Raw genomic sequence first — 17,224 nt, forward strand, 5'->3', positions numbered from 1 at the left:
CGCTTCCATACGCACAAGGCCAACACCTCCTCCCTTTTGGGGGACTTTCAAGCGGTTCCGGCAACGCCGGAACGCAAGGGTCCAGTGGACCCTTGCGAGCGCAGAAAGGGGAGGGGGGATTCGGCGACAGCCGAAAACCATTGGCGGGGACAGATTATTCCCGTCCCTCACGGAAACAATCCCTGCATAAACCAGCGCACCGGCCCGGCCTCGCGGTCATAGAGCCCGTAGCGGAAGAGCCAGAAGCGGTGGCCTTCTTCGTCCTCGACGCGGAAATAGTCGCGGGTGGCGGTGTCGCGTCTGGCGCGCCACCATTCGGGGGCGATGCGTTCGGGACCTTCGACGTGGGCGGTATTGTAAAGCCCGCCGCGCCAGCGAAAGCGCCGGGGCGGGCCATCGGGGATTTCGGCCACCACCTCGATCGCCTCGGCGGGGGAGAGCAGGAAAAGCGGGCGCGGGGGTCTGGTCTTGCTATCCGGCCATGGGGAAGGCTTTGCCGCAAGGGACGGGACGGCGAGCGCGGCGCGTTCGGGGAGGTGGCTGCCCCGTGCAACAAAACGCTTGACCGTTTCGGTCCCGAAGCGGGCGGCGAGGCGGTCGACCAGTTCGATCACCGAACGCTCGCCGCCCTTTTCACCCTCGAGGCCGGGCTGGATGGCGGCGGCGGCGTCCGCGTCCGGAACGGCGATGCGGATCATGTCGAAGCCGAAGCCGGGGTCAAGCGGGTCGGACAGCGCATCGAGGCGCATCGCGATCAGGCGCATGAGGATTTTCGGATCGCGCAGGGGCTGGCCGGAAAGCACCTCGATCCGGCGCACCGCGCCATCGGCGCGAAAGAACGAGACCTCGAAGGCCCGCCCGCCCCGGTCCTCCCTGCCCAGCGTTTCGCACAACTCGCGGGCAAGCCCGGAAAGCGCCAGATCGATGTCTCCGGCCAGCCCGACCGGATCGGCAAAGCGGCATTGGGCGGAAAAATCGGGCGGCGGGCGGCGGGGGATAAGCGGGCGGTCGATTTCACCCAGCGTCTGCGCAAGCCCAAGGGTCAGCTCTTCGCCAAAGCGCGCGGCGAGCGGTTTGCGCGGGCGGGTGGTGAGATCGGCGATGGTCTTGAGCCCGGCCCGGCGCAGCGCGACGGCAATCCTTTCCCCCGCTTCGAGCGCCTCGACGGGGAGGTTCGCGACATGATCGCGTTCGGCGCCGCAGGGCACGATGGTGCCCGAGGGGCGGAAGCGGCCAAGCGCGCGGGCCGCCCGGGTGGTGCCTGCAATGGCGGTGTGGGCGGTAAACCCCATGCGCGCGAGGCGGGCAACCAGATCGTCCCTGAGCGCCTTTTCCCCGCCGAACAGATGCGCGCTGCCCGAGATTTCGAGCAGCGCGCCATCGGGCGGGTCCTCGGCGAGAACGGGGGTATAGCGGTCGCACCAGGAAAGAAGGTTTTCCATCAGCGCGCGGTCGGCCGCCTCGTCCTCGTTTTCCACGCGCATATGGGGCACCCGTGCGCGGGCATCGGCAAAGGCCAGGCCGGGGAGGAGCCCGAGCGCACGCGCCTGTGGGTCCGCCGCAACCAGCCGCAGCGCGTTCTCGCGCCGCCCCACGATAACCAGCGGCGCTTTATCCGGCGCGAGCCCGGATGCCCTCTCGATCCGCCCGATGCGCTCGGTCGAAAGGTAGGGCAACCAGAGGGCGAGATAGCGTCTTGGGGTTGAATTGCCGTGTTTCATGGTCCCACTCGAGGTCCCAGTGGCGGCCGGTTTGTGCCGACCGGTGTTTCAAAAGCGTGAGGGTAAAAGCCGGCTGTCCGGGCAGGTCCAGCCCCGGCGAGGCCGAAAGGGAGGCAGCGACCCGCCAGCGGGTTTCCGCCGCGCTCGGGCCGGGGTCAGCGCCCGCACGCAGGATCAGCGCGGTCACCCCATGTTCGGCAGCGGCAAGTTTCAGCCGCCGTGTGGCGGAAAGATCGAGATGGCGGGCGGGCCCTTCGATCTCGAGGACGACGCTGGCCAGCCCGTCGCAGCGCAGCCCTTCCCGGGCGGCGCGCAGCGCGTCCTTTTCATTCTCGACCGACAGATGGATGAGCGCACCCGGATCGAACCCCAGACTTGCAAGCCCACCCCCATAAAGCGCGCCCGCCCCCTTGCCGGTGTGGCGCACCCAAAGCGATGGCCGTTCCGCCGTGCCCGCGACAAGGGCAAGGCCGGTGACAAACCCCGCCGCGGCGGGCGCGTCCTTGCGTCCGGCGGCGAAAATCTCGTGCACCGAGCCGCGCGCGAGCGCCGGAAACCCGGGCACGCGCGGGCCCGGCGAGAACGATCCGAACGCTGCCCGGTGTGGGGCCATACAGGCAACAGCGCGCAGCCGGCGCAGGGTGTGCTGTGCTCCGCTCATCGTATATGTTCCTATTTTGTTCTATTAAGACTCCGCGCGCGGCAAGAGTCAATCGGGCACGCAATCACTTAAAATCGGCCGCGTGTGTCGGATCGGAACGGGCTGGTGCGTCGTTATCGGAAACCACCGGAAAAAGGAGAAGTCCCATGGCCTATATCGAAGGTTTCGTGGCCGCCGTGCCCACCGCCAACAAGCAGGCTTACCTTGAGCAAGTCAGACAGGGCGAGGTCTTTTTCAAGAAATTCGGCGCCACGCGTTATGTCGAGTGCTGGGGAGACGACGTGCCCAAAGGCGTGCTCACCGATTTTTACAAGGCAACCCAGGCGCGGGAAGACGAAACCCCGATCTTTTCCTGGATCGAATACCCCGACAAGGCCACGCGCGACGCCGCCAACGTCAAAATGCTGAACGATCCCGATATGGGAAAGATGGAGCTGCCCTTCGATGGCCAGCGCATGTTCTGGGGCGGGTTCGAGGTGATTCTGGACCGTTGAGTGATGTTTTTTCTTCGTTATTGCCCGGTCTGTCGTACAGCCCGGGCAATCCGGTTTTCCAGAAGTACCAGTCACCCGGATGAACCGGGTGACGAGGGGAGATTTGGGCAGGTCTTGCCTTTTTCGGTCAGGCGCTGCGGGCGGTTTTTGCGCCCTTTTTGTTGACAAAGCCGCGCTTTTTCTGCCCGAAGGACCGGCCGTTGGCGGGACGGGTTCGGGCGGGTTTGCGCTCCCCATCTCTGCCGGCGGGCGCCTCACCCGCACCGCCGGGCGCGCGGTTGTCGTTGTGGGCCCTGCCGCGCGCGGGCTTGTTGCGCCGGACATTGCGTGGCTCGCCACCGCCGGTGTCGCTGGCGACCCCCGGATCGCCGCTGAGCGGCAGGGTGAGCTTTACCAGGCGCTCGACATCGCGCAGCTTGCGCCGCTCCGCGCCGTCGCACAGCGTGATGGCGGTGCCCGAAGCCCCGTTGCGGCCCGTGCGGCCGATGCGGTGGACGTAGTTTTCAGGATCGTCGGGCAACTCGTAATTGATCACGTGGGTGATGCCGGGGACATCGATGCCGCGCGCCGCGATGTCGGTGGCGACGAGGATGCGCACAGCGCCCTTGGCAAAGTCCCTGAGCGCGGCCTGACGGGCGTTCTGGCTCTTGTTGCCGTGGATGGCTGCGGCGCGGTGGCCGTCGGCCGCAAGGTTCTTGGCCACGCGGTCCGCGCCGTGCTTGGTGCGCGAGAAGACGATGACGCGGTCCATGGGGTCCTCGTCACTCGCCAGCAGATCGTTGAGAACGCCCCGCTTGGCCTTGGTGGGGGCAAGGATGACGCGCTGGTCGATCCTTGTGACGGTCGATCCGGCCGCGGCCGCCTCGACACGCACGGGATCGCGCAGAAGGGTCTTGGCGAGATCGGCAACCTCGGGGGCCATGGTGGCCGAGAACATCATGGTCTGGCGCTCGGCCCCGATGGCCTTGACGATATGGCGCACGGGCACGACAAACCCCATGTCGAGCATGCGGTCGGCCTCATCGAGCACGAGCCATTTGGTGCCCGCGAGCCTGATCTTGTTGTCATCCATCAGATCCTTGAGCCGGCCCGGCGTGGCGATCACCACGTCCATGCCGCGTTCCAGACGCTTGATCTGGTGGTGGCGCGATACCCCGCCCAGCAAAAGGACGGTCTGGAGCCTCGATTTCGGCCCGGCATATTTGCGCAAGGAGTCGTCGATCTGGACGGCAAGCTCGCGGGTGGGCGCAAGGATCAGCGCGTGCGTGGTGCGCGGCTTGGGGCGCTCCTCGAGCGCCATGATCCCGGCAAGGATGGGCAGGCCGAAAGCGGCGGTCTTGCCCGAACCGGTCTGGGCGATGCCCATCACGTCCTGGCCGTCGAGCACGAGCGGGATGGCCTGGGACTGGATCTTGGTGGGCTGGGTAAATCCGGCCGCCGCAAGCGGGCCGGTCAGGCGGGCCGGGAGGCCCAGTGACTGAAAGTCGGTCAAATTCATATATCTTTCCGCGCCAAAACAGGCGCATGGCGTCGCGCGCCAGGGCAGCGACGGATCAAAGGGTGCAATCGAGCGAATTTAAAAAAGGGAAAAATCGCGCGGGTGCTGGCTCGAACCCGGATAGTTTTCGATCCGGGCCGACTTCGCCGCTCACCGCCAGAAGGGACAAGAGAAGAGAAGTCCATGCGCCGCCTCAAAGGCAGCAGCAACGGTGCTCATATGGGCCACGGCGCGGGACTTTGCAAGTCAAATCGCAGGGGCTGAACGCCGCGAAGGGATATAAGCAAGTCTTTATATCCCCTGTTGTCACCCCTTTCCCCACCGCGTATAAGCCGGAGCAACCAGATGTACACATCAATGCAAGGGAGCGCCCGATGAGCGCCAGTTTTTCCGATTATGCCATCAAGGACATTTCGCTTGCCGGCTATGGCCGCACGGAAATCGAGATGGCCGAGATCGAGATGCCCGGCCTGATGGCCATCCGCGCCGAGAACGCGGCAAACCAGCCGTTAAAGGGCGCGCGCATCGCCGGCTCACTCCACATGACCATCCAGACCGCCGTGCTGATCGAAACGCTCGTGGCGCTGGGGGCCGATGTGCGCTGGGTATCGTGCAACATCTTTTCCACCCAGGACCACGCCGCCGCCGCGATCGCCGCCGCTGGCATCCCGGTTTTCGCCCATAAGGGCGAGACGCTGGAAGAGTACTGGGCCTTTACCGACCGCATGATGGAATGGGGCGATGGCGGCACGCCCAACATGATCCTCGATGATGGCGGGGACGCCACCATGCTGGTGCTGATCGGGGCGAAAGCCGAAACCGATCCGTCCGTCATCGCCAATCCGGGCAATGAGGAAGAGGAAATCCTTTTCGCCACCATCAGGAAGCGGCTGGCAAGCCATCCGGGCTTTTATTCAAAAATCCGCGACGCGATCAAAGGGGTGTCCGAGGAAACCACCACCGGCGTCATGCGGCTTTACCAGCTCGAGGAAAAGGGCGAACTGCCCTTCCCGGCCATCAACGTCAACGACAGCGTCACCAAATCCAAGTTCGACAACCGCTATGGCTGCCGGGAAAGCCTTGTCGATGCGATCCGGCGCGGCACGGACGTGATGATGGCGGGCAAGGTCGCGATCGTTTGCGGCTATGGCGATGTGGGTAAGGGCTCGGCGGAATCCCTGCGCGGTGCGGGCGCGCGCGTGCTGGTCACCGAGATCGATCCCATCTGCGCGCTGCAGGCGGCGATGGACGGCTATGAGGTCGTGACACTCGACGAGGACATCGAGCGCGCCGACATCATCGTCACCGCGACCGGCAACAAGGACATCCTGACGGTCGATCACATGCGCCGGACAAAGAACATGGCGATCGTATGTAATATCGGGCATTTCGACAACGAGATCCAGGTCGCCGGCCTGCGCAATTTCAAGTGGACCAATGTCAAGCCGCAGGTCGATCTGGTCGAATTTCCCGACGGCAAGAAGATGATCCTTCTGTCGGAAGGGCGGCTGGTCAATCTGGGGAACGCCACCGGACACCCCTCTTTCGTGATGAGCGCCTCGTTTGCCAACCAGACGCTGGCCCAGATCGAACTCTTCACCAAGGGCCAGGAGTACGAGAACAAGGTCTATGTGCTGCCCAAGCAGCTCGACGAAAAGGTCGCAAGGCTGCATCTCGACAAGCTGGGCGTGAAGCTCACAAAGCTCACAAAGGCCCAGGCCGATTATATCGGCGTGCCCCAGGAAGGCCCGTTCAAGGCCGAGCATTACCGCTACTGATTGGCTCAGGTTTGGGCGGAAACGATGCCCTGGCGCTTGCCGCTCTCTGGATTGCCGGAATGACATCGGTGTGGTCGGCACGATCCCAGCCCCCATCTCCAATGTCACCCCGGGATTTATTCCCGGGGACCAGAGCGATCGTGGCGGCAAACACCGTGACGCCATCGCGTCAGCCCAGTCCGCAAGGCCCCATTTCTTTTCCACAATACAACCCCCGCTGGCCGGGCTTTGCGGTCAATAGGCAAGATTTGCCTTAAATCGTGACTTTGACTCTTGGAGCCGATTCGGCGCGCCTGTATGTTTTAGTGATTCGGGTCGCCCTTTGAGCGGCGGCCCTCTGCGGGCGGATCACGATTTTAGCGAGGCATAAGGGGTATGAAGCCGGCTGGATTCCGGAAATTTTCTGGATTCATGGCTCTGTCAGCGGCGCCTTCCGCATTGCTTTGCGCCTCCCCTGCGCTGTCCGCTCCGCTTGTTTCAGCCAACATGGCGGCAACCGCCCCTTATGCGATTGCGTTCGGCGCGGCGGGGTTCGGGCTGGTCGCGACCTTCATGGCCGCGCGCTGGCGGCGCGCCGCCGAGATCGCCGATGCGCGGGGCACAGCGCGGCTGGGCGAGATGCGGGCCGCGCTCGATGAGTTCGAGACGCTGCTGGCGGGCATGCCCGAGGTCACGATCTTATGGAAGGATACCGGGTTCGAGCCATCCGTCCTTGGCCCCGTCCCCGCGCTCATCCCGGGCGAAACGCGGGCCGAAATGGTGCTCGATTTCCGCGCATGGCTCGACCCGGACGCCGCGCGCGAACTGGCCGACCGGCTGACTGATCTCAGGATCGAGGGCAAGGTCTTCGAAACTTCGGTCACCGCGCGGGACGGGCGCATCATCCGCTGCGCGGGGCGGCTGGTGGGCGGCACGGCGGTGGTGCGGCTCAGGCCCTCGGGCTCGTCGGCCCAACCGCCGCTTTCGGGCAGCGCACTCATGCGCCTGCCCTCGCTCACCGATGCGCAAGGCATCCTTTCCAGCCTCACCGTACCGGCATGGCTACGCGACAGGGACGGCGTGATGGTCTATGCCAACGCCGCGTATCTGCATTTCACCCGCACGCTGGGGCTGAAGTCCGATCGCGGAACGGCGCCCGACATCTTTCCCGGCGAAGCGCGCGAAACGCTTTTGAAGGCCCTCGAGGATGCGGGCGACACCATCGCGCTCGAACACGAGCACGCGCTGGCCGGACAACTCGATCTGGTGCTGTTTCCCCTCAATGGCGGGTCGGCGGGTTATTGCTACCTGCCGCTCAAAACCCCCAGGCCCAAGCAAACCGCGCCGCGCGAACCCGATCTGGGGCATCTGACCACAGTTATCGATGCGCTCGCCACCCCGGTCGCTGTGTTCGACAAGGACCGGCGCCTCTCCCACTTCAATTCCGCCTATGCCCGGTTCTGGTCTCTCGATGCGGACTGGCTTTCGTCCCGGCCCGACGAGCGCGCCATCCTCGACAAATTGCGGACCATGGGCGCGCTCCCCGCCGAGCCCGATTATCGCTCGTGGCGCGACAAGCACCTGATGAGCTATGCGCTGACCGCCCCGCGCGAAACCCCCTGGTATCTGCCCGACGGGCGCTCGGCCAATGTGATCGCGGCCCCCGCCACCGGCACGGGCGGCGTCATCTATGTCTTTGAGGACATGACCGAGCGGCTGGCGCTCGAAACGCGGCACAATGCGCTGATCAGCGTGCAGCGCGAAACGCTCAACGCGCTCAACGAGGGCGTTGCGGTTTTCGGCACCAATGGGCGGTTGCGGCTGCACAATCCAAGGCTTTCGGAAATCTGGAAGCTGCCGATGGCGGCGCTCGACAGCCATCTTCATATCGACGAGGTGACCCGCGCCGCGGCTCTCGCCTTTCCCGAGGACGGGGAGGCGATCTGGCGGGATTTGAAGCGCAAGATCATCGACCTCAACCCCACGCGCGGGGACGCCAAGGGGCGCATCGCGCGCGCCGACGGGCGGCTGATCGATTTTGCCGTGGTGCGCCTGCCCGACGGGCAGTCGATGATGACCTTCATGGACGTTTCGGAAAGCGCCAATTACGAGCGCGTGCTCAAGGAGCGCAACGAGGCGCTGATCGCCGCCGACAAGCTCAAGGATACGTTCGTGCAGAACGTTTCGTATGAGTTGCGCTCCCCGCTCACCAACATCATCGGCTTTGCCGATCTTCTGGCCTCCGGCGAAGTCGGCCCGCTCAATGAAAAGCAGCGCGCCTATACCGGCTATATCCGCACCTCGAGCGCCAATCTGGGGCTGCTGATCGACAACATCCTCGATCTTGCCAATGTCGATGCGGGCATCGCCCAGCTCCATACGGAAAAACTCGACATCGCCGAACTGATCGAAAAGGCACGGGCCGGGCTCTCCGCCGCGTTTTCGGGGTCGGAAAAGCCGGTCAACCTCAAGGTGGAGATCGCCGGGGACCTGCCCCCCTTCATCGCGGACGGCACGCGCATCGTCCAGATTCTCTACAATCTCTTGTCCAACGCCGCCCGCTTTTCCGATCCGGGCGCGGAAATCTCGCTTGCGGTCAGCGCGCGCGGGGGCGACCGCATCGTCTTTGCGGTCGAGGACGAGGGGGTGGGCATCCCCGAGGAAATCCGCAACGCGGTGTTCTCGCGTTTTGAAGGCCAGACGATCGAGGGCCGCCAGCGGGGCGCCGGGCTGGGTCTGGCCATCGTCAAGACCTTTGCCAACCTTCACGGCGGCACGGTCCATATCGAGACCCGCAAACCGCGCGGCACGAGGGTTTCAGTGATCCTGCCGTCCGATGCCTCGCTCGCCCAGAATGCCGGCGAATAGGGCGGTGCTCGCGCTTTTCGCGCCCGATGAGAAGGCAACCGACGCCATCGGCGCGGCGCTTGCCGGATTGCTCGAGCCCGGCGACACGGTACTGCTCGAAGGCGACCTGGGGGCGGGCAAGACGGCGCTGGCCCGCGCCATCATCCGCGCAAGGCTGGGCGACCCGGCGATGGCGGTCCCCTCCCCCACATTCGCGCTGGTCCAGCCCTATCCCGGCATCGTCCACGCCGATCTTTACCGGCTTTCGCACGCCGACGAACTTGAAGAGCTCGGGATTTTCGAGAACGATCGGACGATAAAGCTCATCGAGTGGCCCGAACGCGCGCCCGAGCTTGAAACGCTGCCCGGCATCATGGTGCGGCTGGCGCCGGGGGAAAACGGTGCGGGCCGGGTGATGACCATCACGCCCATGGGCGGGCGGGCGCTCACGACCTGGGGAACCGGTTTGGCACAATGGATAAGGGACGAAACTTGATCATGGGCGGGGCGGGCGGCATGCCCGATGTGATGCTGCTGGCGGCAGGGCTCGGCACGCGGATGCGGCCCCTGACATTTACCAAACCCAAGGCGCTGATCGAGGTGGCGGGCAAGCCGCTGATCGACCACGTGATCGACGCGGCATTGGCAGAGGGGTGCAGCCGGTTCGCCGTCAACGCCCATCACAAGGCCGAACAGGTTGCGGCTCATGTCGAGAGACTCAAAAAAGGCCTGCCCGACATCGCCTTTGCCATTTCCCACGAAAAAGAACGTCTGCTGGATACGGGCGGGGGCCTGCGCAACGCCCTGCCGCTGCTGGACACCGACCCGGTGCTCACGATGAACACCGACAGTTTCTGGCTGGCGGGCGAGGACAGGCCCATTTCGCGCATGGTGGACGCCTATGGCCAAGGGGACGCCGATGCGGCGCTGCTGTGCGTTTCCCCCGACCACGCCACGGGCTATTTCAAGGGCGCCGATTTCCTCCTGTCGGAAGACGGCACGATCTCGAAAACGGTGGGGCGGCCGGTGGTCTATGCCGGGGTGGCGCTGATTTCGCGCGCCCTTGCCGCACAAGGCCCGGACGTGCCCTTTTCGCTCGTGCGGCATTTCGAGACAGCACGCGCGGCGGGGCGGCTACGGGGCGTCAGCATCGAGACCGGCTGGTATCACGTCGGCGATCCCGGCGCGATCGCCCGCACCGAGCAGCAGATCGGCGAACTGGTCTGATGGGGGCCGGGGGCAACATCTTTTCGGTCCCGCCCCATGCGCCGTTCCTCGAGACACTGGCGCGGGCGCTGATCGATGGCGCGGTGTTGCCCGGCTGGCCGCGCCAGGGCCCCTTCTGGCTGTCAGACATCACCATTTTCCTCCCCACCCGCCGCGCACGCGGCGCGTTGGCCGACGCGCTCGTTGCGGCGCTGGGGGGAGCGCCGATGCTTTTGCCCGATATCAGGACGCTGGGTGGGGAAGACCCTTCCGAAGAGCCGTTTCTGCCCCCCTACGAGGCCGTTGCGCTGCCCCCAGCCATGAGCCGGGTCAAGCGCCGCCTGCTGCTCGCGCAACTGATTGGGAAATGGCTCGCAACGCGCGCCGATACGCCCTTTTCCGCCCCGGCGCTGGGCGGGTATCGGGGCGGCCCCAATATCGCCGAGGTGCTGGCACTCGCCGATTCGCTGGGCACGCTGATCGATGATTTCGCCATTGCCGGCAGGGACCTTTCCGACCTTGAGGCCATCGAGACCGGCCAGCTCGCCGAGCAGTTCCTCGCCAATCTCGATTTCGTGCGCTTCATCTTCGCCAACTGGCCCGCCATCCTCAAAGCCGAGGGCGAGATGGACGCCAGCGCGCGCACCACCGCGCTTCTTCACCGCCACGCGCAGGTCCTGCCAAAGATTTATGGCGAACGGCCCGTCATCGTCGCCGGATCGACCGGCTCGATGCCCGCCACCGCCGAACTCATCGCCGCCATTGCCGCCCTGCCGCGGGGGGCCGTGGTGTTGCCGGGGCTCGATACCGGCCTTGACCCCATGCGCACCGACGCGCTGCGGACGGACAGGAACAACCCCCACGGACACCCGCAATATGGGCTGGTGCGGCTGCTCGATACGCTGGGCGTCCGCCCCGAGGCCGTGGAAACGCTTGGGCCTTCGGCCGCTCCACGCACCGAAGCGGTCCGGGCCGCGCTGGTGCTGGCGCCCGAAACGGCGCGCTGGGGCGAGATCGGCGCCGGGATCGATATGGAGGCCGCCGCCGAAGGCATCGCGCTCGTTGCGGCACGCAACCCCGAGGAGGAAGCGCGCGCCATTGCCATTGCGGTTCACGATGCGCTGGCCAACCACAGGACCGCCGCCGTCATTACCCCCGACCAGACGCTGGCCCGGCGCATCGCGGCCGAACTCAGACGCGCCGGGATCAACGCGGACGACGCGGCGGGCACCCCGCTCCATCTTTCACGCGCCGGGCGGCTGGTGCGGCAGGCGGTAACGCTGGTCGTGGGCCGGTACGCGCCGGTTGACCTCATGGCACTGCTGCGCAACCGGCACGTGGAACTGGGGCTGGGCCGGGCGCACGTCGCTCCCATAGGAGAAACCCTCGATCTCAAGGTGTTGCGCGGCCAGCGGCCCGGCACGGGGATTTCCGGGCTCAAGACAATCGTTGCCGCCATGGTGAGGGACGGCGATGCCGGTGCCCGCCGCCCGCTTTCCCTTGAGGACGCGCGCGATATATCGGCCCTCCTCGATGCGCTGGACGATGCGCTCGCCCCGCTCGAAGCATTGATCGAAGGCGGGGCGTTCCGGCCCGCACAACTGGCCGTCGCGCTCGATGAGACGCTCATGCGCCTGCGGACCGGCGAGGCGGGGGGAGCGCCCGAACCGCTCGAGGGGGAGGCCGAACTTGGGGCTCTCCTTGAAACGCTGGCCCGGCAGGGCGAACGCGGGCCGATGATCGAGCGCACAACGCTGCCGCTTGCGCTTGACGGGCTGATGGCCGGCCAGAGCGTCCGGCCCCACCGCCCACCCCACGAGGGCGTTACCCTTTATGGCCGGCTCGAAGCGCGGCTGATGACCGCCGACCGGGTCATCCTTGCCGGTCTTGTCGAGGGCGTCTGGCCGGAGGTGGCCGATCCCGGCCCGTGGCTGAGCCGGGGCATGCGCATGGGCGCGGGTCTCGAGCCACCCGAAAAGCTTCACGGATTGGCGGCGCACGATTTCGAGATGGCGATGGGCGCGCCCGAGGTGATCCTGACGCTTTCCGAACGGCAGGGCACCGGACCGGCAACCCCCTCGCGGCTCGTCCAGCGGCTCGAAGGCTTTTTTGGCGCGGACCGGTTCAAGGCCATTGCCGAACGCGGCGCGGTCTGGCGCGATCTGGCGCGGCGGCTCGATCTCACCGGGCAGCCACCCAGAGCAGAGACGCGCCCCGCCCCCACCCCACCCAAAATCGCCCGCCCGAAAAAACTCTCGATCACCGATGCGGAAACGCTTTTGCGCTCGCCCTATGACATCTATGCCAAATACGTCCTGGGCCTGCGCAAGATCGAACCGCTGGGCGCCGATCCCGACCTTGCGGAGCGCGGCACGATCATCCACGACATCGTGGGGGATTTCATCGTCAAGGGGCACGATATCGCCGCGCCCGACGCGCTCGATACCCTGATGGGGCTGGCCCGGACCCGCTTTGCCGCGCTCGATGCGATCCCCGCCCGCCGCGACCTCTGGCTGTCCCGCTTTGCGCAGGCGGCACACCAGTTCCTCGACTTCGAGCGCCAGCGCGACGCGCGCGTTGCCAAGCGGCACGCGGAAATCGAGGGGGAATGGCAGTTTCCGCAGGATGGCGAGGCCTTCACCTTGAAAGGCAGGGCCGACCGGATCGACCTCATGGCGAGCGGGAAGCTCGAAATCATCGATTTTAAGACCGGGTCCATCCCCTCTCAGACCGACATGAAGGATTTTTTCGCGCCGCAATTGCCGCTCGAGGCGGTGATGGCGCGGGGCGGCGGGTTCGATGCAGTACCGGCGGCGGACGCCGAGGCGCTGACCTATATCAAGATCGGTTCCAAGCCCGATGCGGTCGAGCCGACCCCGTTCGCGCTGCCAAAGAATGGCGATCTCGATACGGCGATCGCCGAGACCTTCCGGCGCTTTATCGCCCATATCTCGAAGGTGCTGATGCAGGACGACCAGCCGATGACCGCGCGGGTCTTTCCCAAAAAGGGCCAGCGGTTCAGGGGCGATTACGAACATCTGGCGCGCACCGGGGAATGGGCGCTGACCGAGAGCGGCGAGGACGAGGGCGAATGAGGAACGAACGCCCCACCACGCCGCCGCCCGACGCCATCGCCACCCAGCGCGCGGCGACCGACCCCCAGGCCAGCGCCTGGGTCAACGCCAATGCGGGGTCGGGCAAGACGTTTGTGCTGACGCGCCGGGTGATCCGGCTGCTGCTTTCGGGCGCGGCCCCCGAAACGATCCTTTGCCTCACCTATACCAAGGCAGCCGCCGCCGAGATGCGCCATCGGGTGTCGGAAATCCTCGGGGGCTGGACGTTGCTCGACGATCAACGACTGGGCGAAGTGCTGGGCGAGATGCTGGGCGAATGGCCCGATGCCGGAACGATGACCCGCGCGCGAGAACTTTTCGCGCTGGCGCTCGAAACGCCGGGCGGGCTCAAGATCAATACGATCCACGCCTTTTGCGAAGCGGTGTTGCAGCGCTTTCCCTATGAGGCGGGCGTGCCGGTCAATTTCGCCGTCATCGAGGACGCCGACCGCAACCAGATGATCCTCGATGCGCGCGAGGCCGTGCTGGCCGAAGGGCTGGGAGCCGAGGGCCCGCTCGGAGAGGCGGCGCGGCGGCTGTTCTCGCGGCTGGGCGACCACGCCATCGAAAAGGCTGTCGCGGGCGCGTTGGGGCTGGGGCGCAGGCTCGAGCCCATCCTTGCCGATCCGGCCGCCGCCAAGGCAAATCTTTTTGCCCGGCTCGGAATTGGACCGGAGGTATCGGTCGCGGCGGTGCGCACCGAAATGATCGCGGGGATGATCGTTACGTCCGCCGACTGGCCCGAGATTTTCGCGATCGCCCCGCCCGAGCCGGGCAAGACCCGGTTCGAGGACAAGCTCGCCGCGCTCGATCCGGACAATCCCGACCCGATGAAACTGGCGCAAGCCTATCTCAAGGCCGATGGCACGGTGCCCAGCGGCTTTCCCAAAAAGGCGTTCGGGAAAGCCAATCCCGCGCTCGCCGCAAACCTTCTTGCCGAAGCCGAGCGGCTTGCCTCCCTGCTCGATCTTTACCGCGCCAGCGAGATCGCCGAACAGTCCGCCGCCCTGCTCGATGTCCTCTCCGCGATCATCGCCCGCTACGAGGCGCAAAAGCGCGCCCGGTCGTGGCTCGATTTCGACGACCTGGTCGTGCGCACCGCCGCGCTGTTCGCAAACCCCGACTATGGAGCGTGGGTGCGCTACAAGCTCGATGCGGGAATTGACCACATCCTTGTTGATGAAAGCCAGGACACCAATCCCGAGCAATGGCAGGTCATCGAGGCGCTGGCAGGGGATTTTTTCGACGGCGAGGGCACCGGGCGGCCCAAGACGCTGTTCGCGGTGGGCGATCCCAAGCAGTCGATCTATTCGTTCCAGGGGGCCGAGCCGGCGCTGTTTCTTGAAACGGGGCGCAAGACCAGGCGCAAGGCAAAAAACGCGGACAGGACGTGGCACGACCTGACCCTGCGCACCAGTTTTCGCACCCTTCCCGCCATCCTCGACGGGGTCGATGCGGTCGCCAACCGGCCCGGCGTCCGGGATGGTCTTCTGGCGGGCGACAGCCCTGTCCGGCACGAAAGCGCCCGCAACGACAAGGGCGGCACCATCACCCTCTGGCCGGTGATCGCGCCGCCCGAAACAATCGCAACGGAGGGCGACTGGCCGCTCGAGCCGGTCGAGAACCTTGCGAGTGCCCCGCGCCAGCTTGCCCGCCGGATCGCCCGGACCATCGGGCACTGGGTCACCCAAAAAGCCCCGCTCGGCCCTCGCAGACGGGCCATCGTGCCCGAGGACGTTCTGGTGCTGGTGCAGCGCCGCTCGGCGATTTTTGGGGAAATCGTGCGCGCCCTCAAGGAAGAACGCATCGAGAGCCCCGGCGCCGACCGGTTGCCGGTTTCGGCCCATATCGCGGTCGACGACCTTCTGGGGCTGGCCGATGTGCTGCTCAATCCGGGCGACGGGCTGACGCTCGCTGCGATCCTGCGCTCGCCGCTTTTTGGCTTAAGCGAAAACGATCTTTATCAACTGGCCCATCCGCGCGGGAACCTCTCGCTCTGGCAGGGGTTGCAGACGAGCCCGCTGCCGGCGGCGCAGGATGCCTACGGTCAGCTTTCGGCCCTGCGCCAGAGGCTCGACCTCGACCGGCCCTATGAATTTTTCGCCCATGTGCTTTACGCGCAGGGCGGGCTCAGGCGCTTTCATCAAAGGCTCGGCGCGGAAGTCGATGAGGTCATCGCCGAATTTCTCGACCTCGCGCTCGAACACGAAAAATCCGACCAGCCCTCCCTCACCGGCTTTATCGCCGCGATGCGCAAGAGCGACATCGTCATCAAGCGCGATCTCGTCGCCAAGACATCGGGCGTCCGGGTGATGACCGTACACGGCGCCAAGGGGCTGGAAGCGCCCCTTGTCATCCTTGCCGATTCCGCCGCCAAGCCGCCACCGGTCAAGGATTGCGTCTTTGCCGGGCCGCCCGACGCGCCGTTCCTTCTTTATTGTCCGTCAAAGGACAATCATTGCGCCGCGTCCCTGCCCTTGCGCGAGGCGGTTTCGGCGCGCCAGGACGCCGAATACTGGCGCAATCTTTATGTCGCCATGACGCGGGCCGAGGACGGGCTGGTGCTGGCGGGCTGCCTTGCCCGCCCGACAACCGATGTCGACAAGGCGTTGACGGGCTCATGGCTGGGTGCGGCGCGCGATGCGTTTGCCAAGGACGCGGCAACGCTTCTTGATCCGGTTCTTGGCGAAAACGTCATGCGCTTTCCCGCCAGCGCGCCCGATCCCGCACCGATAACGCACGCGGCAGAGGGCGGACGCGACGCCGAGACGCCCTTCGCGCTCTCCCCATTGACGCCTGTCCAGCCAAGAGAGATCATTTCCCCCTCGGGGATCGGGGCGGCCTTGCCGGCCGAAGACGGGTTCGTGCCCGATGCCGAACGGCTGCTCGACGCAGCGACGGCGCGGGACAAGGGGATCGCGCTCCACGCGCTGCTCCAGCACCTGACCAGCGTACCTCATCACTTGCGCGCCGAGGTTGCGGCTGCCGCAGCGCAAACCCTTTTGCCCGATGCGCCCGAACTGGCCGGGCCGGTGACCCGGGAGGCGCTCGCCATTCTTGGCGATCCGGCGCTGGCCGCGATCTTCGGGCCCGATGCGCGCGCCGAAGTGAGCTTTGCGCTCGACGCCACCCGCAACGGAGCGCCGGTGCGCCTTGCCGGGCGCATCGACCGGCTGGTGGCCGATGAGGAGGGGATCACCATCGTCGATTTCAAGTCCGACGCCATGGCGCCCGAAGAGATGGACGGGGTGCCCGAAGCCTATTGGGTGCAGTTGGGGCTTTACGCCAGGGTCGCCGCGCGGCTCTTTCCCGGCCAGAGGGTAACCACGGCCATCTTGTGGACGACGCCAAGGCGGCTGATGATGCTCGATCCGGCCCGTCTCGCCCGGGCCAGCGCTGCCATCGCGCTGGTGTGATGGCGGCATAGGGGTGCCGGACTTGAACTGGCCACCGACTCCCCCTAGCTATGAACGAACCGAACTTTTCCCGGCGGGCGCCATTTTTCCATCCCGGGCCCGCGATTTGCCAAAGGTATTCTCCATGACCGGACATGTGACCGACTCGACTTTTGCCACCGAGGTTCTGGGTTCGAGCGAACCCGTACTCGTCGACTTCTGGGCCGAGTGGTGCGGACCGTGCCGCGCGATTGCGCCGATCCTCGATGAGATTTCGACCGAGATGGCCGGCAAGGTGAAAATCGTCAAGCTCAATGTCGACGAAAACCCCGGCACCGCCGCCCAGTACGGCGTGCGCTCGATCCCCACGATGATCCTGTTCAAGGGCGGCGAAGCCGCCGACATGAAGATCGGCGCAGGCACGCCCAAGGCCGGCCTCGTCAAATGGCTCGAAAGCCACGCCGCTTAAATCCAAAAAGACGACCGCGTCGCTGTTCCTTTCGTCAGCGACGCCAGAACGCCCCCGCGACTG

Annotated in this window: 11 protein-coding genes; 8 read left to right on the forward strand and 3 right to left on the reverse strand. The window is 65.9% G+C overall.

Annotated elements, in window-relative coordinates:
* Nucleotides 1-167: 167 nt before the first annotated feature.
* The gene (locus DQG18_RS00400) at nt 168-1,721 is read right to left on the reverse strand and encodes a Y-family DNA polymerase (RefSeq protein ID WP_116652253.1); all 1,554 of its coding nucleotides are present in this window, start codon (nt 1,719-1,721) and stop codon (nt 168-170) included.
* Nucleotides 1,612-2,382 (reverse strand): ImuA family protein, encoded by a 771-nt coding sequence (locus tag DQG18_RS00405; RefSeq protein ID WP_157969945.1) that lies wholly within the window; start codon nt 2,380-2,382, stop codon nt 1,612-1,614. The genes DQG18_RS00400 and DQG18_RS00405 overlap by 110 nt, the downstream gene beginning before the upstream one ends.
* A 146-nt stretch (nt 2,383-2,528) precedes the next feature.
* Between DQG18_RS00405 and DQG18_RS00410 the strand changes: the two genes are divergently transcribed.
* Nucleotides 2,529-2,876 carry a DUF1428 domain-containing protein gene (locus DQG18_RS00410; protein WP_116652255.1) on the forward strand — a complete coding sequence of 116 codons (348 nt, stop codon included), beginning with the start codon at nt 2,529-2,531 and terminating at the stop codon, nt 2,874-2,876.
* Nucleotides 2,877-3,003: 127 nt separating this feature from the next.
* Here the strand turns inward: DQG18_RS00410 and DQG18_RS00415 are convergent, their stop codons facing one another.
* Nucleotides 3,004-4,374 (reverse strand): DEAD/DEAH box helicase, encoded by a 1,371-nt coding sequence (locus tag DQG18_RS00415; protein ID WP_116652256.1) that lies wholly within the window; start codon nt 4,372-4,374, stop codon nt 3,004-3,006.
* Between the two features lie 374 nt (nt 4,375-4,748).
* On the opposite strand from DQG18_RS00415, the gene ahcY reads away from it, so the two are divergent.
* The 7 genes from ahcY to trxA all read left to right on the forward strand — a co-directional run bounded on the left by ahcY (nt 4,749) and on the right by trxA (nt 17,161).
* Nucleotides 4,749-6,152 (forward strand): adenosylhomocysteinase, encoded by a 1,404-nt coding sequence (gene ahcY, locus DQG18_RS00420; RefSeq protein WP_116652257.1) that lies wholly within the window; start codon nt 4,749-4,751, stop codon nt 6,150-6,152.
* 411 nt (nt 6,153-6,563) lie between these two features.
* A complete protein-coding gene (locus tag DQG18_RS00425; RefSeq protein WP_198669617.1) occupies nt 6,564-8,999 on the forward strand; it encodes a sensor histidine kinase in 2,436 nt (811 codons plus the stop codon).
* A 4-nt stretch (nt 9,000-9,003) separates the two neighbouring features.
* Nucleotides 9,004-9,474 (forward strand): tRNA (adenosine(37)-N6)-threonylcarbamoyltransferase complex ATPase subunit type 1 TsaE, encoded by a 471-nt coding sequence (gene tsaE / locus DQG18_RS00430; RefSeq protein WP_342771494.1) that lies wholly within the window; start codon nt 9,004-9,006, stop codon nt 9,472-9,474.
* Nucleotides 9,453-10,205, forward strand: coding sequence for a nucleotidyltransferase family protein (locus tag DQG18_RS00435; RefSeq protein ID WP_116652260.1), 753 nt, complete (start codon nt 9,453-9,455; stop codon nt 10,203-10,205). Before tsaE ends, DQG18_RS00435 begins: the two co-directional genes overlap by 22 nt.
* The gene (addB, locus tag DQG18_RS00440; protein WP_116652261.1) at nt 10,205-13,279 is read left to right on the forward strand and encodes a double-strand break repair protein AddB; all 3,075 of its coding nucleotides are present in this window, start codon (nt 10,205-10,207) and stop codon (nt 13,277-13,279) included. The genes DQG18_RS00435 and addB overlap by 1 nt, the downstream gene beginning before the upstream one ends.
* A complete protein-coding gene (gene addA / locus DQG18_RS00445; protein ID WP_157969946.1) occupies nt 13,276-16,713 on the forward strand; it encodes a double-strand break repair helicase AddA in 3,438 nt (1,145 codons plus the stop codon). Before addB ends, addA begins: the two co-directional genes overlap by 4 nt.
* 124 nt (nt 16,714-16,837) lie before the next feature.
* Nucleotides 16,838-17,161 (forward strand): thioredoxin, encoded by a 324-nt coding sequence (trxA, locus tag DQG18_RS00450; protein WP_116652263.1) that lies wholly within the window; start codon nt 16,838-16,840, stop codon nt 17,159-17,161.
* Nucleotides 17,162-17,224 lie beyond the last annotated feature (63 nt).

The organism is Pelagibacterium sediminicola (assembly GCF_003390885.1).
GTDB classification, from domain to species: Bacteria; Pseudomonadota; Alphaproteobacteria; order Rhizobiales; family Devosiaceae; genus Pelagibacterium; species Pelagibacterium sediminicola.

What these genes read in the sequence shown, in the direction of transcription:
- DQG18_RS00400 (WP_116652253.1), bottom strand. Translation starts at nt 1,721, where the DNA reads ATGAAACACGGCAATTCAACCCCAAGACGCTATCTCGCCCTCTGGTTG.
- DQG18_RS00405 (WP_157969945.1), bottom strand. Translation starts at nt 2,382, where the DNA reads ATGAGCGGAGCACAGCACACCCTGCGCCGGCTGCGCGCTGTTGCCTGT.
- DQG18_RS00410 (WP_116652255.1), top strand. Translation starts at nt 2,529, where the DNA reads ATGGCCTATATCGAAGGTTTCGTGGCCGCCGTGCCCACCGCCAACAAG.
- DQG18_RS00415 (WP_116652256.1), bottom strand. Translation starts at nt 4,374, where the DNA reads ATGAATTTGACCGACTTTCAGTCACTGGGCCTCCCGGCCCGCCTGACC.
- ahcY (WP_116652257.1), top strand. Translation starts at nt 4,749, where the DNA reads ATGAGCGCCAGTTTTTCCGATTATGCCATCAAGGACATTTCGCTTGCC.
- DQG18_RS00425 (WP_198669617.1), top strand. Translation starts at nt 6,564, where the DNA reads ATGGCTCTGTCAGCGGCGCCTTCCGCATTGCTTTGCGCCTCCCCTGCG.
- DQG18_RS00435 (WP_116652260.1), top strand. Translation starts at nt 9,453, where the DNA reads ATGGATAAGGGACGAAACTTGATCATGGGCGGGGCGGGCGGCATGCCC.
- addB (WP_116652261.1), top strand. Translation starts at nt 10,205, where the DNA reads ATGGGGGCCGGGGGCAACATCTTTTCGGTCCCGCCCCATGCGCCGTTC.
- addA (WP_157969946.1), top strand. Translation starts at nt 13,276, where the DNA reads ATGAGGAACGAACGCCCCACCACGCCGCCGCCCGACGCCATCGCCACC.
- trxA (WP_116652263.1), top strand. Translation starts at nt 16,838, where the DNA reads ATGACCGGACATGTGACCGACTCGACTTTTGCCACCGAGGTTCTGGGT.